Consider the following 13543-nt stretch of genomic DNA (forward strand, 5'->3'; position numbering starts at 1 on the left):
AAGAAGAGTTTATCTTTAGCTATATGTCCAGAAATTTTTACTGTTTTTGAAAATTCTTCAACCATTTCAAATACTGTATTAAAAGCTTTAATCTTAATGGTTTTGCATAAAATTAGGAATGCATATTCGAGTAATGTAATGTATAAATCAGTTACAATTTTTGGATAATTAAATTGATATCCATGTTTTTTTAATTCATCAAGGCTTTCGATTAAAGTTGTTACATCAAAGTCAAAATCAAATAATTTAGTGAGTTCTTCATGATTTTTAAATTTCTTGTTGCCATTAATAAGATTTTTGATACTGTCCCTTTCAGTAATACTAATATTAGCAAAAAAATAGTAAGGAAAGATTACAAGAAGTTCTCTGAATAGTTTGATATCGGAATCATGGGATATAGATTGAGAAATAAAAAAGTTGAAATCAACAATTTTTGGCGATTCTGACTTTAACTCCGTAAAGCTCTTTAAATCATAAATACGCAATAATTTATAGAAGTCAATTAAAGTGAAATCGTGATTGGTATTTGAATCATTTTTGTATTTTAAGTTCATAAATATGTGGTCAAAAATGTGGACAAACGAATATAAATAAAAAACTCTAAACCTTTACATAATAAGGGTTTAGAGTTTTTAAGAGTGACCACGGCAGGATTCAAACCTGCAGCCTTCTGAGCCGTAATCAGATGCGCTATTCAGTTGCGCCACGTGGCCTGTTTTGAGTTTGCAAATATATTTATTTTTATACTTTTACCAAACATTATAAAGTAAATATCATGGAACTTAAAAATTATATTAGAACTATAGAAGATTTTCCTAAGGAAGGCATCTCTTATAAAGACATCACACCCCTACTCCTTGACCCCACTGCGTGCTCTTTTGCCGTTTCAGAAATCATAAAAGGCCTTGAAGGTCAACCTATCGATAAAGTCGTAGGCATTGAATCTCGAGGTTTCCTCTTGGGGATGCTTATTGCCAAAGCGCTAGACGTAGGATTTGTGCCTATTCGTAAACCTGGGAAACTCCCTGCGAAAACCATTTCTCAGTCCTATGACTTAGAATATGGCAGCGACACGATCGAGATTCATCAGGATGCCATTCAAAAAGGAGAGCAGATTTTACTCCACGACGATTTATTAGCTACAGGAGGAACAGCAGCAGCTGCTTGTCGACTTATTGAAACTCTTGGAGGAGAAATCGCGCAAGTCAATTTCATCATTGAACTCGACTTTCTAAAAGGTCGACAATTGCTTCCAAAAGACAAAGTGGAGTCTTTAATTCATTTTTAATCTAAATCAAATTCAGAAAAACTACAAAAGCTTAGTTAATTTATAGCCGAAAACTCCGATAAATAAGTCCTATGGGATAAGAAATTTGGCAAAAAACCTATCTTTGCAAATTCTAATTATACAAGACAGATGAGTGATCACAATAAAGAAGATCTAACTGAAGAACTAGGAGATAATCACATAGCCACCTCATACGAAAATCCTATAAGAGAGGATGCTTTTGACATGAGTGATGATGAAAAGATTGAAAAAATAAAAGGCCATGTTCACGAAATCATGGAAACTTTAGGTATGGATATGACCGATGACAGTTTACAGGGGACTCCAAACCGAGTCGCTAAAATGTATGTGAACGAAACCTTTGGCGGTTTGCGTCCCCATAAAAAGCCTAAAGTGTCTACGTTTGAAAATAACTATAAGTATGGTCAGATGTTGGTTGAGAAAAACATTACCGTATATTCTACTTGTGAGCATCATTTGCTCCCTATCATTGGTAGGGCTCATGTCGCTTATATTTCCAGCGGAAGGGTAATTGGTCTTTCAAAAATGAATAGGATTGTGAATTATTACGCTAAACGCCCACAAGTTCAAGAACGATTGACCATGCAAGTGGTAAAAGAGTTGCAAAAAGCTCTTGAGACAGAAGATGTAGCCTGCGTTATAGATGCTAAGCACCTTTGTGTGAATAGTCGAGGCATCAATGACATTGAAAGTAGCACAGTGACTAGTGAATATGGAGGGAAATTTAAAGATGAAGATGTGAGAAAAGAACTTCTCAGCTATATCAAATTAGATACTAAATTTTAATACATGGCTTTATACGAGCACCAATCCCTGAAGATTTATAATTCTATTACAGGACAAAAAGAGGAATTTCAACCTATCACTGAAGGCTATGTGGGCATGTACGTTTGCGGACCAACGGTATACAGCAATGTTCACTTAGGGAATTGTAGAACCTTTATTTCTTTTGATTTGGTATTTCGATACTTAAAGCATCTAGGTTATAAAATACGTTACGTCCGTAATATCACCGATGCAGGCCACCTAGAAAACGATGGTGAAGAGGGAGAGGACCGCATTGCTAAAAAAGCTAAGGTGATGGAGTTAGAACCAATGGAAGTGGTTCAAAAATACAGTATTGATTTTCATCAAATTCTTGAAAAATTCAACAATCTACCTCCTAGTATTGAACCTACAGCTACTGGTCATATTATTGAACAGATTGAAACTATCAAAACAATTATAGACAAAGGACTTGCTTACGAAGTCAATGGTAACGTGTATTTTGATGTCCTGAAATATAACGAAAAACATCACTACGGAAAATTAAGCGGACGAAAAATTGAAGATCTTATTTCTAATACCAGAGAACTTGCGGGACAATCTGACAAAAAAAATCCTCAAGACTTTGCCTTATGGAAAAAAGCAGAATCTCAACACATCATGCGCTGGCCCTCTCCATGGGGTGTTGGTTTTCCTGGATGGCATCTAGAATGTACCGTGATGAGTTCTAAATACCTAGGCGATGAATTTGATATTCATGGAGGAGGCATGGACCTCAAGTTCCCACATCACGAATGTGAGATTGCTCAGGGTCAGGCAGCGACTGGTAAAGATCCCGTAAACTACTGGATGCATGCTAATATGCTAACTCTCAACGGCAAAAAGATGTCTAAGAGTACGGGGAATAATATTTTACCCCGAGAGTTATTTACTGGCGACAATGAAACACTTTCCAAATCGTATACTGCACCAGTGATAAGGTTTTTTATGCTTCAGGCCAATTACAGAAGTATTCTTGATTTTTCTGATGAAGCTTTATCTGCATCAGAAAAAGGCTTTCAAAAATTAATGGAGAGTCTATCCACTCTTAAAGTCTTAAAAGCATCAAAAACTTCAGATTTCAATGTGAATGCCTGGAAGGACAAGTGCTATGAAGCGATGAATGATGACTTTAATAGTCCCATTCTTATTGCCCATTTATTTGAGGCCGTCAAACAAATTAATCTTGCAAAGTCTGAAGATAAAAGTCTAAGTCGAGAAAGTCTTGATTTATTGTCGAAAACCATGAATGACTTCATTTTTGAGGTGATGGGACTCGAAGATTTGGAAGACACCTCTAAAAGTGAAGCAAATACAGATGATTTCGAAGAACTTATTGAATTTATGATTCAGATGAGAAACCATGCTAGGCTTAATAAGGACTTCGAGACAAGTGATAAAATAAGGGATAAATTATTGAAAATGGATGTGGAGTTAAAAGACCAGAAGGAAGGGACTAGCTTTACGATCAAATCCTAAAGATGATGTTGCGAAAAGTATTAATTTTTCCATTTTTGGCGCTTATAAAAGCTTATCAATGGATACTTTCTCCACTCTTAGGGGCTAACTGTAGATTTCAACCAACTTGCTCTTATTATGCCTTCCAAGCTTTAAAAACACATGGTGTCATGAAAGGCTTATACTTGAGTATCATACGCGTTTCAAAATGCCATCCTTGGGGAGATTCTGGATATGATCCAGTTCCAGAGCCCAAAAAACAGCAAGATTAGCCTCTCAGGTTTCAATTATAATTATATTAGCTTTTTTTAAATAACAGAATTATGCTTTATGCTATCCAGTGGGACCCGTCTTTAGGTCTAGATATAGGTTTTTTTATGATTCGATATTACAGCCTTATGTTCCTCATCGCGTTTGGGGCTGGGTTTTATATCATGAAAAAGATATTCTCCAAAGAAGGGGTTTCTTTAGAAAAACTAGATAAGCTGCTCATTTACACCATACTTTCCACCTTAATTGGGGCTCGATTGGGCCATGTTATTTTTTATCAACCCGAATTGTTTCTAGAAGACCCTTTATCTGTCTTTCTACCCGTGAGCTTTGTTCCCGAGATTGAATTTACTGGCTTTAGAGGATTAGCAAGCCACGGAGCTGCTATAGGAATTGCTATTGGTATGTATTTCTTCAGCAAAAAGGTAATGCAAAAACCTGTTTTTTGGATTTTGGACCGGATTGTAGTCCCCGTATCCTTGGGAGCAGGTTTTGTAAGAGTTGGTAATTTTTTGAATTCAGAAATAGTAGGTAAAGCCACTACTTCCGATTTTGGTGTTGTGTTTGTGCAGCTTGGTGAAAGTTTTCCAAGACATCCAGCTCAGCTGTATGAGTCCATTTGTTATTTTATTTTATTTACCGTCTTATCCTTTCTCTTTTGGAAAACTAACTTGAAACAAATAAAAGGAGTTCTTTTTGGAGTCTTTTTTGCCAGTTTATGGACCATCCGTTTTATTGTAGAATACGTCAAAGAACCTCAGGTTGCAGATCGTGCCGATTGGATATTCAACACTGGACAACTCCTGAGTTTACCTATGATTTTAATTGGCTTAGGGATTATTTATTTTTCTTCAAGGTCTAATGCAAAAGCTTAAAATTTTAGTTGTCTTGAATGTTATAAGTGTTTTGTTCTCATGCCAGACAGATAAAAATAGGGAAACTGACCTTACTCAAGCATTTTCTTTCAGAAAAGATACATTGCTCAAATTCGTAAAGGATATGGATACTCTCCCTTTCACTTTTGAAATTGAATTAGCTCAAAGCGTTTACCAAAAGGAAACTGGCTTAATGCATAGAAAGCAAATGAAGGCTAATCGAGGAATGCTTTTTATATATGAGAATCAAAGAGAGCGACAAACATTCTATATGAAAAATACATTTATCCCTTTAGATTTGATTTATCTCAATTCAGAATTGGAGATTGTTGATTTTAATTTGGATACTAAACCACTTTCAGAAGACTATATTTCATCGGAAATTCCTTCAATGTTTGTTTTGGAATTAAATGCTGGCCAAGTCAACCAACTCACTATAAAAAAAGGGGACCAAGTTGTTTTAAAGTAATAAAAGATGATTTTTTAAATCATCTTTTATCAAACAAGCTTATCAGAGACTAATCCAAATAATAATACTTAACTATATAACGCAAAAAAATAACGTTTGTTACAGTTATTAACATACTTTAACAAAATAGTAATCAAAAGCTGATAGTTTTAAACAATATTTTGATTAAAATAACTTGTAAAACGCTAGTGATTGAAGCTTCAAAAAAAAGTAGCAAATATACTAATAGAGCGATATTCGCCTTGTTGCAAAAGGAACATAATTTGACAGCTGTTGGAAAGCGAAAAGGTCGGGTTAGTGTCGTGGAGATTGAAACTAATACCAAATTAAATTTATAATGCCGTGTAGATAAATTATACGACGACGTAGATCAGCACAGGTTTTTTGATGGATTGAAATTAAAAATAATTAGCATAGCCTTATGCTAATTATTTTTGATAAAATGCAGGCGAGAAAAGCCTGTGCCGAATTCGTATCGGTAAAACGACTTATTGCGACATTATAGGTCTAAAATGGTATACACCAAAAAAGGGAACCGATATCCATACAGTAACTTTAGACATCAACCCGAGTTTTTAAAAAAAATACGAAGACTATTTACTTCAGCTTAAACCAGAGCGTGTCATCTTTAATCCCGATACAGAGAATCCAGAATTGAAAATAAATTGAAAACTGCTGATATTGACGCTTTAGAAGCTTGCAACTTGTTTCTTTTGGCGACGAATCAATAGTAAACCTAGAAAGGTTAAAAGCCCATTCAAAATCAGTATGAAAAAGCCAAATTCAAACTTAAGATAAGTGAAACTCAGCTGACTTATAATATAAGATAAAACTGGAGATAGTATAGCAACAACAGGAACCCATCTATCCTTTACGTTCCATCTTGTGAAAAGACCAAAAACATATAATCCCAAAAGAGGTCCATAGGTATACCCCGCAAATTCAAATAACTTATTAATTACACTTTTATCTGCTACAGCATATTTAAAAATCATCATAACCCCAATAAGAACTAAAGAAATGATAATATGAATGTATTTACGGACTTTGATTTGTGAAGCTTCAGAATATCGCTTTTGAATATCTAAAATATCTATGCTAATAGAGGTCGTTAAGGAGGTTAACGCGCTATCTGCACTAGAATATGCCGCTGCGATAAGCCCAAGAATAAAGGTAATAGCAACGCTAATTCCCAAAACACCAGAGGTGGCAATAGCTGGAAACAAATCATCTTTGATTTCATTAATTCCAGCAACATCTGCAAAATCTGTTAAGAGAAGACCTAAAAGAAGAAATAAAAAGTTGACTACAGTCAAGACTAAAGTGAACCAAAAGATATTTTTTTGAGCATCCTTGAGTGTTCTGCAGGTCAAGTTTTTTTGCATCATATCTTGGTCCAGTCCAGTCATTACAATAGCGATGAACATTCCCGAAATAAATTGCTTAAAGAAGAAATCTGAACTTTTATAATCCTCAAAAAAGAAGATTTGAAAATTATCATGAGTCTCTAAATAGCCCCAAAGACTTTTAATTTCCAGAGCATCAGAAATATAATAAATAGAAAACCCTAGCGCTACAAGCATAAATAGGGTTTGCAAGGTATCTGTCCAGACAATAGTTTTGATTCCACTTCTAAACGTATAAAGCCATATCAATAAAATAGTAATACTCACCGTTACGTAATAAGGAATACCGAGAGCATCAAAAACAATCAGTTGCAATACGTTAGCCACTAAAAAGAGCCTAAAACTCGATCCCACAATTCTAGAAAGTATAAAATAAGAGGCGCCTGTTTTGTAAGCATAATTTCCGAATCTAGACTCTAAGTAAGTGTAAATTGAAGTCAGATTCATTCTATAATAGAGAGGCATAAGAACCAAGCTTATAACCGCGTAACCAACAGTATATCCTAATACCACTTGGAAATAACTAAAGCTATTAAACTCTACAGTTCCCGGGATGGAGATAAACGTTACCCCACTCAGGGAAGCTCCAATCATGCCAAAGGCAACCAAATACCAAGGAGATTGTTTATTGGCCTGAAAAAATTCACTGTTATTCCCACTTTTATTGGTCAGAAAAGAGATCAAGATTAAGACGATAAAATAAGCTAAAACGAGGAGTAGGATTTGGTAAGCCTGCATACTTTAATTTTGGAAAGCGAAAGTACAAATGTTTTGATGAGATTTTTATAAAAAGAAAACTCAAAATCGTATTTTAGCCCTTATGGATTTTTCATCTAAGTTTCTTGAGACAGCAATTGAAGAAATTGCTATGCTTCCGGGTATTGGAAAGCGAACTGCACTACGTTTGGCTTTGCACCTTTTAAAACAACCACAGTCTCAAACCACAGATCTTGCAAAAGCCTTGGTGGATTTAAAGACAAAAGTGAAACAATGTAAAAGTTGTCATAATATCTCAGATAAGGAGTTATGTGGAATTTGTGCAAACCAAAGCAGAGAGCATTCTATAATTTGTATAGTTGAAGATATAAGAGATGTCATGGCTATCGAAAATACAGAGCAATATAAAGGGATTTATCATGTATTGGGCGGGAAAATAAGTCCAATGGATGGTGTTGGACCTAATCAATTGAACATTGTGAGTCTGGTTGATAAGATTAAAACCGGAAAAGTTACAGAAGTAATTTTCGCTCTAAGCAGTACCATGGAAGGAGATACGACTAACTTTTATATTTATAAACAAATACAAGCCTCGGAACACTCGCTTAAAACCTCTACAATAGCTAGAGGTATTTCAATTGGAGATGAATTGGAATACGCAGATGAAATTACGCTAGGAAGAAGCATTCTTCAACGTGTCCCTTTTGAAAATTCATTAAAAAACTAAGCCAATTGAAACTTTCAATCGTTATACTCAATTATAAAGTACCGCATTATTTGATGTTGTGCTTAGACAGTGTTACTAAAGCTATAGAGCATCTAGATGCTGAAATTATTGTTGTCGATAATAAATCTGAAGATCAAAGCTGTAAGTTGGTCAAAGCATTTTTTCCAGATGTTATTTTAATTTCAAATACTGAAAATCTAGGATTTTCCAAAGGGAATAATATAGGTGTAGAACAAGCAAAAGGTGAGTATTTATGCATTTTGAATCCTGACACTGTATTACCAGAAGATTGTTTTACAAGGCTAATAGGCTTTCACAAAGAACTCCAAAATCCAGGGGCCATTGGTATCCAATTGATAGATGGATCGGGAGAGTTTTTAAAAGAGAGCAAGCGAAATGTTCCCACGCCAAGAGTAGCTCTTATGAAATTATTAGGTGATTGCAGTCAGTATTATAATTTAAAATTAAATCAAAATGAGAGAGGGGAAACCAATATTTTAGTTGGTGCTTTTATGTTTATGAAGACCTCCTTGTATAGACAAGTTAATGGTTTTGATGAAGATTATTTTATGTACGGAGAAGATATCGACTTAAGTTATAGAATACTAAAAGCAGGTTTTAAGAATTATTACTTTGGTGAAATTCAAGCTGTTCATTTTAAAGGAGAAAGCACTACAAAAGATCAAGTTTACTTAAAGATGTTTTATAATGCCATGTATATTTTTTATAAAAAGCATTTTAGGAATTATAAAACATCTTTTAAACTAGTAAAACAAATTTTGAAGCTTGCCAAAATTATAGAGAAAGTAAGACTGAAAAGCCTAAAATCCATAGATTCGTCTAAAATAAATACACTTGTCATAACTGAAGACTCTTGTCTTACAAAACAAATCAAATCAAAAACAGCTTCTGAGGTAAACTCTGCTGTTAAGATACCTGAAGAGTGTACTAATACTCTTATTGTTTTTGATGCTGAGTCTATTTCTTATAAAGAGTCTATAGAGGCGCTGATTAACACTAAGCATAAAAATAATATATTTCGATATAGACCAAGAAAGCAAAATTTCATCATTGGAAGTGAGAGTAAACATTTTAAGGGTGTGGTTTTAAAACTGAACGAATAAGTTAATGTATTAAAAATATAAGTGGCTTAAATTTAGTAAATTTGCAATCTTAAATATAAAAATACCTTTTAGGTTATATATATGGCAAAAAAAGAATTGAAATTACCCAAAATGGGAGAAAGTGTTGCTGAAGCAACAATTACCGCTTGGTTAAAAGAAGTTGGAGATACCATAGAAGCTGATGAAGCTGTTCTCGAAATTGCTACAGACAAAGTAGATTCTGAAGTTCCAAGTGAATATGATGGTGTTTTAGTTGAAAAATTGTTTGATGTTGATGATGTAGTCAAAGTTGGCGAAGTCGTAGCTATTATAGAAGTAGAGGGTGAAGATTCTGATGAGAATGAAGGTGAAGCTACTTCTACCCATGAACCTGAAGAAGTCTCAGAAAATGAAAAAGAATCTGCCTCTGCTGTTCAAGATAGTGTAAAAAGTGCCATGAACACAACGGCTCCTGCTTTAAACTATTCAGACTCTTCCAAATTTTATTCTCCGCTAGTTAAAAATATTGCTGACAAAGAAAATATTTCGGTAGAGGAGTTAGATAAAATCAAGGGGACTGGCCTAGATGAGCGAGTCACCAAAGACGATATTCTTACATATATAAAGACTAAAAAAGAAGATGGAGCTTCTGCTCAAAAAATTGTTAATGAGAAGTCTCCTGAACCTAAAAAAGCAATAGAAACTGTTGCTAAACCTAGTACTCCTGTGAATATAAATGCAGGTGATGAAATAATGGAGATGAGTAGAATGGGTAAATTGATTTCTAGCCATATGATTGCTAGCATTCAAACTTCTGCACATGTGCAATCCTTTATTGAGGTAGACGTCACAGATATTTGGAATTGGAGAGGAAAACATAAGGGAGCTTTTCAAAAAAGAGAAGGTGAAAAACTCACCTTTACTCCTATTTTCATGGAGGCCGTTGCTAGAACCATAAAAGACTTTCCCAAGATTAATATCGCGGTTGATGGTGATAAAATCATCATGAAAAAACATATCAATTTAGGAATGGCTGCAACTCTACCTGATGGAAATTTAATAGTCCCTGTCATAAGAGATGCCGATCAGCTTAATCTTTTAGGTATGGCCAAGAAAGTAAATGACCTTGCAGGAAGAGCCAGAAATGGAAAGCTGAAACCAGACGAAACTCAAGGTGGAACTTACACTGTAACCAATGTAGGAACTTTTGGAAGTATAATGGGCACACCGATTATCAACCAGCCACAAGTAGGAATATTGGCCATAGGTGCTATTAGGAAAGTTCCTGCTGTAATTGAAACCCCAGAAGGTGATTTTATAGGGATCCGCTATAAAATGTTCTTATCTCACAGTTATGACCATAGAGTCGTTAATGGTGCTTTAGGTGGACAGTTTATTCAAAGAATGAAAGACTACTTAGAGAAATTTGATACCAATCAAACTATCTAATTGGATCTTACTACCGCACAAAAAAAATCCCTTTAAAACTTAAAGGGATTTTTTTTGTATTTAATTTACCATTAATCTGATTAAGCATCTTCTGGAAAAGTAGGATCTAAATAATCTGGAGTGTCGTTTCCATTGGAATCTGGAAGAATAAGATTTCCCTCCGCGTCAATTTCAATTTCATCTTCGGTAAGTGTTCCATCACCATCGTCGTTTACATCCGCAAAATTTGGGATATTATCCCCATCGGTATCATCATTGGTTAATCTTCTATCCTCATTAATATCTTCCATCCAAGACGGGACACCGTCTTGATCATGATCAGCTTCTATAGACCTATACAATTGAATATTGAAAACTATTGGTTCGTAAGCTGCAATACCAGCACCAGAAGGAGGCGCAGAGTAATAGGCTAATCCAGAAGGAATAAATACAGTTCCAATACCAAAGTTGTCATCAAAACTGATTGTACCATCAGGGTTTTCTTGAAAACTTGTTGACCCTCTGAATTCATCCATAACTTCATAAAAACCTCTTATATTGTTAATCAAATCAAACCAGATTGGATTAGGTGAACCATCAAATGTTTGGTTTTTAAATAAAGAGAATCCTCTGTAGGTAACTAGCACTGAATCAGCAAACGTTGGCTTTCTAACGGACTCTGCCCCTTCTCGAAATTTTAAGTAATATAACTTAAACTCTACGTCTTGTTGAAAAACCAGTTTAGATTTTAAAAATTCTGAATTTATAACAGGCTCTTCGTTTGCATTATCACCAGCAATAGTGTCGAACACAATATTTTGAAAATTCGAATTTTGAGGATTATCTTCAAATCTATAAAAATGGGTCTCCAAAAAACCTTCTATTTGAAGCATATTTTCATCCCTCACTTCTTCAGGATCTCTAAGCTCAAGTGGTTCCCCGGTATCGTCATCATTACTACATGAAAAGATAAAACCAAGCATTAAAATAAAAAGCAATCTTTGTAATTTCATTTAACTGTAATTTTGGTTGCAAGATACGATTTTCTTCTATTTTTGTTAGACGATAAAAATTTGATTTTAATGAGAGTTGATAAATATTTATGGTCTGTAAGGTATTTCAAAACAAGAAATATTGCGACAAATGCTTGTAAAAAAGGCCATGTCAAAATAGGTGGGAATTCTATAAAGCCCTCCAGAAATGTCTTTCCTACTGACAAACTAGAAATAAGAAAAAATCAAATCAATTACAAAATAGAGATTCTAGACATTCCAAAGTCGAGAGTTGGAGCTAAGCTTGTTTCTATTTATTGTACTGATATTACTCCAAAAGAAAGTTTAGAAAAATTAGAATTACTCAAATATTCTCAAGACTACTATCGAAAAAAGGGTGCAGGAAGACCTACCAAGAAAGACCGTAGAGAGCTAGACGATTTAAAAGAAGACACTAAAGATGATATTGAATAAAACGAAAATGGAAACAAGCCCAACCTTAATTTTATCTGATGAGGATATCTCCATTAAAATCAAACGAATTTCTCTTCAAATTTTAGAGACCTGCTTGGAGGATAAGGTAATTATTATCGCTGGCATTTATAAAAATGGCGCCTTACTTGCAGAGCGGATTTCAGCACAGCTAAAGCAATTAACAGATACCGAGATAGTATTAGCAACTGTCACTTTAGACAAAAAGAATCCATTACATTCCGTCCAAGTATCTATAGAGCCCTCTTTATATAAGAACAAAAGCGTTATTCTCGTCGATGATGTTCTAAATACGGGCTCAACACTTATTTTTGCTGCAAAACACTTTCTGGATGTGCCTTTAAAACAATTTAAAACTGCTGTATTGGTAGATAGGAACCATAAGAAATACCCGATCAAAGCAGATTTTAAGGGGATTTCGCTATCCACATCTCTCAATGAAAGGGTTGAAGTAGACTTTAGTTCTCCCTCAAAGGCAGAACTGATTTAAGTATTTTGATTCAAAAGGGACGTCAATTCATCCAAACTTACTGATTCAGTCTTTCCTGTCACATTTAAAACATGGTCAGCCATAAAGTAAAACTGCTGGCGTTCGAACAAGTGCTTTCTTAGAAAATCATCAAAATCACTTTTTGAGCTTAAGTGAGCTATCACTGGTCTTGATTCTTTTTGTTGGAAAAGCCTATCTCTTAATTCTTCAAGATTTAATTTTACATAAACTGACGTGACCTCTAAAGCCTCCATAATTCTCTTCATATTATCTGCATATACTGGAGTACCCCCACCCAGAGACAAAATATAATCTTCCTTTTTAGAGAGAATTTCAGTTAATGCTTCCGCCTCGACCTTTCTAAAATAAATCTCTCCTTTGAGTTCAAAAAGCTGTGATATCGATAATTGCTCTTTATTTTCGATGTAATTATCGAGATCTATAAAAGGGAGATTGAATGTTTTGGCAATAAGCTTACCTAGAGTTGACTTTCCAACCCCCATATATCCTAATAAAACTAACTTCATATCTCGTATTTTTGAATAAATTAAAATTCTTTCAAATTTAATTTATTTTTACGTGAAATACCGAAGGAAGATATTATATTTGCACCCGCAAAAAGACGTTAAAAGATCTGATAGCTCAGTTGGTAGAGCATCTCCCTTTTAAGGAGAGGGTCCTGGGTTCGAGCCCCAGTCAGATCACAATAATTAAGTTTTGATTTTGTTAGGCGAGAAGTTTATCCTGTGAGCAAGCCGGGAGGCTAAGTCAAAGGAAGAGATAGTCAGATCACTTTTTAATTTTAAGTTCTTAGTATATTACAAGATCTGATAGCTCAGTTGGTAGAGCATCTCCCTTTTAAGGAGAGGGTCCTGGGTTCGAGCCCCAGTCAGATCACAATAATTAAGTTTTGATTTTGTTGGGTGAGAAGTTTATCCTGAGCAAGCCGATTGGTGAAGTCGAAGGAAGCCCCAGTCAGATCACAATAATTAAGTTTTGATTT

The 13543-nt window shown here is 34.7% G+C and carries 15 protein-coding genes and 3 tRNA genes; 13 read left to right on the forward strand and 5 right to left on the reverse strand.

Annotated features, from left to right (window positions below):
- Both CXF67_RS15205 and CXF67_RS15210 read right to left on the reverse strand, forming a co-directional pair.
- The coding region (locus CXF67_RS15205; RefSeq protein ID WP_145990485.1) for a hypothetical protein at nucleotides 1-554 on the reverse strand (554 nt) is incomplete at its 3' end.
- An 85-nt stretch (nucleotides 555-639) separates the two neighbouring features.
- Nucleotides 640-713: transfer RNA gene (locus tag CXF67_RS15210), tRNA-Arg, on the reverse strand.
- Between the two features lie 62 nt (nucleotides 714-775).
- Between CXF67_RS15210 and CXF67_RS15215 the strand changes: the two genes are divergently transcribed.
- From CXF67_RS15215 to CXF67_RS15240, 6 genes are all read left to right on the forward strand, one after another.
- Nucleotides 776-1288, forward strand: a complete 513-nt coding sequence (locus CXF67_RS15215; RefSeq protein ID WP_102089518.1) for an adenine phosphoribosyltransferase — start codon at nucleotides 776-778, stop codon at nucleotides 1286-1288.
- Between the two features lie 129 nt (nucleotides 1289-1417).
- Complete coding sequence (folE, locus tag CXF67_RS15220; protein ID WP_102089519.1) at nucleotides 1418-2095, forward strand: GTP cyclohydrolase I FolE; 678 nt, start codon at nucleotides 1418-1420, stop codon at nucleotides 2093-2095.
- 3 nt (nucleotides 2096-2098) lie between these two features.
- Nucleotides 2099-3592, forward strand: a complete 1494-nt coding sequence (cysS, locus tag CXF67_RS15225; protein WP_102089520.1) for a cysteine--tRNA ligase — start codon at nucleotides 2099-2101, stop codon at nucleotides 3590-3592.
- Between the two features lie 5 nt (nucleotides 3593-3597).
- On the forward strand, nucleotides 3598-3843 hold the full coding sequence (gene yidD / locus CXF67_RS15230) for a membrane protein insertion efficiency factor YidD (RefSeq protein ID WP_102089529.1): 246 nt from the start codon (nucleotides 3598-3600) through the stop codon (nucleotides 3841-3843).
- 51 nt (nucleotides 3844-3894) lie between these two features.
- Nucleotides 3895-4716 (forward strand): prolipoprotein diacylglyceryl transferase, encoded by an 822-nt coding sequence (gene lgt / locus CXF67_RS15235; RefSeq protein WP_102089521.1) that lies wholly within the window; start codon nucleotides 3895-3897, stop codon nucleotides 4714-4716.
- Between the two features lie 124 nt (nucleotides 4717-4840).
- Nucleotides 4841-5185, forward strand: coding sequence for a DUF192 domain-containing protein (locus CXF67_RS15240; RefSeq protein WP_257984715.1), 345 nt, complete (start codon nucleotides 4841-4843; stop codon nucleotides 5183-5185).
- Between the two features lie 689 nt (nucleotides 5186-5874).
- Here the strand turns inward: CXF67_RS15240 and CXF67_RS15245 are convergent.
- Nucleotides 5875-7329, reverse strand: a complete 1455-nt coding sequence (locus CXF67_RS15245) for a sodium:solute symporter (protein ID WP_102089523.1) — start codon at nucleotides 7327-7329, stop codon at nucleotides 5875-5877.
- Between the two features lie 82 nt (nucleotides 7330-7411).
- On the opposite strand from CXF67_RS15245, the gene recR reads away from it, so the two are divergent.
- The 3 genes from recR to CXF67_RS15260 all read left to right on the forward strand — a co-directional run bounded on the left by recR (nucleotide 7412) and on the right by CXF67_RS15260 (nucleotide 10587).
- The gene (recR, locus tag CXF67_RS15250) at nucleotides 7412-8035 is read left to right on the forward strand and encodes a recombination mediator RecR (RefSeq protein ID WP_102089524.1); all 624 of its coding nucleotides are present in this window, start codon (nucleotides 7412-7414) and stop codon (nucleotides 8033-8035) included.
- A gap of 5 nt (nucleotides 8036-8040) precedes the next feature.
- The gene (locus tag CXF67_RS15255; protein ID WP_102089525.1) at nucleotides 8041-9159 is read left to right on the forward strand and encodes a glycosyltransferase family 2 protein; all 1119 of its coding nucleotides are present in this window, start codon (nucleotides 8041-8043) and stop codon (nucleotides 9157-9159) included.
- A gap of 81 nt (nucleotides 9160-9240) precedes the next feature.
- Nucleotides 9241-10587, forward strand: coding sequence for a dihydrolipoamide acetyltransferase family protein (locus CXF67_RS15260; RefSeq protein WP_102089526.1), 1347 nt, complete (start codon nucleotides 9241-9243; stop codon nucleotides 10585-10587).
- 80 nt (nucleotides 10588-10667) lie between these two features.
- Here CXF67_RS15260 and CXF67_RS15265 read toward each other — a convergent pair whose 3' ends face one another.
- Nucleotides 10668-11579: an FKBP-type peptidyl-prolyl cis-trans isomerase gene (locus CXF67_RS15265; RefSeq protein ID WP_102089527.1), complete on the reverse strand. Its 912-nt coding sequence runs from the start codon at nucleotides 11577-11579 to the stop codon at nucleotides 10668-10670.
- 69 nt (nucleotides 11580-11648) lie between these two features.
- Here CXF67_RS15265 and CXF67_RS15270 point away from each other — a divergent pair, with 69 nt between their 5' ends.
- Nucleotides 11649-12032, forward strand: coding sequence for an RNA-binding S4 domain-containing protein (locus CXF67_RS15270; RefSeq protein ID WP_102089530.1), 384 nt, complete (start codon nucleotides 11649-11651; stop codon nucleotides 12030-12032).
- 7 nt (nucleotides 12033-12039) lie between these two features.
- Nucleotides 12040-12540, forward strand: a complete 501-nt coding sequence (locus tag CXF67_RS15275) for a phosphoribosyltransferase family protein (protein WP_102089531.1) — start codon at nucleotides 12040-12042, stop codon at nucleotides 12538-12540.
- Here CXF67_RS15275 and CXF67_RS15280 read toward each other — a convergent pair.
- Nucleotides 12537-13067, reverse strand: coding sequence for a shikimate kinase (locus CXF67_RS15280; protein ID WP_102089528.1), 531 nt, complete (start codon nucleotides 13065-13067; stop codon nucleotides 12537-12539). The two genes, CXF67_RS15275 and CXF67_RS15280, sit on opposite strands and share 4 nt — an antisense overlap.
- A 104-nt stretch (nucleotides 13068-13171) precedes the next feature.
- On the opposite strand from CXF67_RS15280, the gene CXF67_RS15285 reads away from it, so the two are divergent.
- Nucleotides 13172-13244: transfer RNA gene (locus tag CXF67_RS15285), tRNA-Lys, on the forward strand.
- Between the two features lie 120 nt (nucleotides 13245-13364).
- Nucleotides 13365-13437, forward strand: a tRNA-Lys gene (locus tag CXF67_RS15290).
- Nucleotides 13438-13543: the final 106 nt, after the last annotated feature.

Origin of the sequence: Psychroflexus sp. MES1-P1E (genome assembly GCF_002836055.1) — a bacterium.
Taxonomy (GTDB): Bacteria; Bacteroidota; Bacteroidia; order Flavobacteriales; family Flavobacteriaceae; genus Psychroflexus.

Excerpts from the sequence above, each read along its gene's own strand:
- CXF67_RS15215 (WP_102089518.1), top strand. The coding sequence starts at position 776 with ATGGAACTTAAAAATTATATTAGAACTATAGAAGATTTTCCTAAGGAA.
- folE (WP_102089519.1), top strand. The coding sequence starts at position 1,418 with ATGAGTGATCACAATAAAGAAGATCTAACTGAAGAACTAGGAGATAAT.
- cysS (WP_102089520.1), top strand. The coding sequence starts at position 2,099 with ATGGCTTTATACGAGCACCAATCCCTGAAGATTTATAATTCTATTACA.
- yidD (WP_102089529.1), top strand. The coding sequence starts at position 3,598 with ATGTTGCGAAAAGTATTAATTTTTCCATTTTTGGCGCTTATAAAAGCT.
- lgt (WP_102089521.1), top strand. The coding sequence starts at position 3,895 with ATGCTTTATGCTATCCAGTGGGACCCGTCTTTAGGTCTAGATATAGGT.
- CXF67_RS15240 (WP_257984715.1), top strand. The coding sequence starts at position 4,841 with ATGGATACTCTCCCTTTCACTTTTGAAATTGAATTAGCTCAAAGCGTT.
- CXF67_RS15245 (WP_102089523.1), bottom strand. The coding sequence starts at position 7,329 with ATGCAGGCTTACCAAATCCTACTCCTCGTTTTAGCTTATTTTATCGTC.
- recR (WP_102089524.1), top strand. The coding sequence starts at position 7,412 with ATGGATTTTTCATCTAAGTTTCTTGAGACAGCAATTGAAGAAATTGCT.
- CXF67_RS15260 (WP_102089526.1), top strand. The coding sequence starts at position 9,241 with ATGGCAAAAAAAGAATTGAAATTACCCAAAATGGGAGAAAGTGTTGCT.
- CXF67_RS15265 (WP_102089527.1), bottom strand. The coding sequence starts at position 11,579 with ATGAAATTACAAAGATTGCTTTTTATTTTAATGCTTGGTTTTATCTTT.
- CXF67_RS15270 (WP_102089530.1), top strand. The coding sequence starts at position 11,649 with ATGAGAGTTGATAAATATTTATGGTCTGTAAGGTATTTCAAAACAAGA.
- CXF67_RS15275 (WP_102089531.1), top strand. The coding sequence starts at position 12,040 with ATGGAAACAAGCCCAACCTTAATTTTATCTGATGAGGATATCTCCATT.
- CXF67_RS15280 (WP_102089528.1), bottom strand. The coding sequence starts at position 13,067 with ATGAAGTTAGTTTTATTAGGATATATGGGGGTTGGAAAGTCAACTCTA.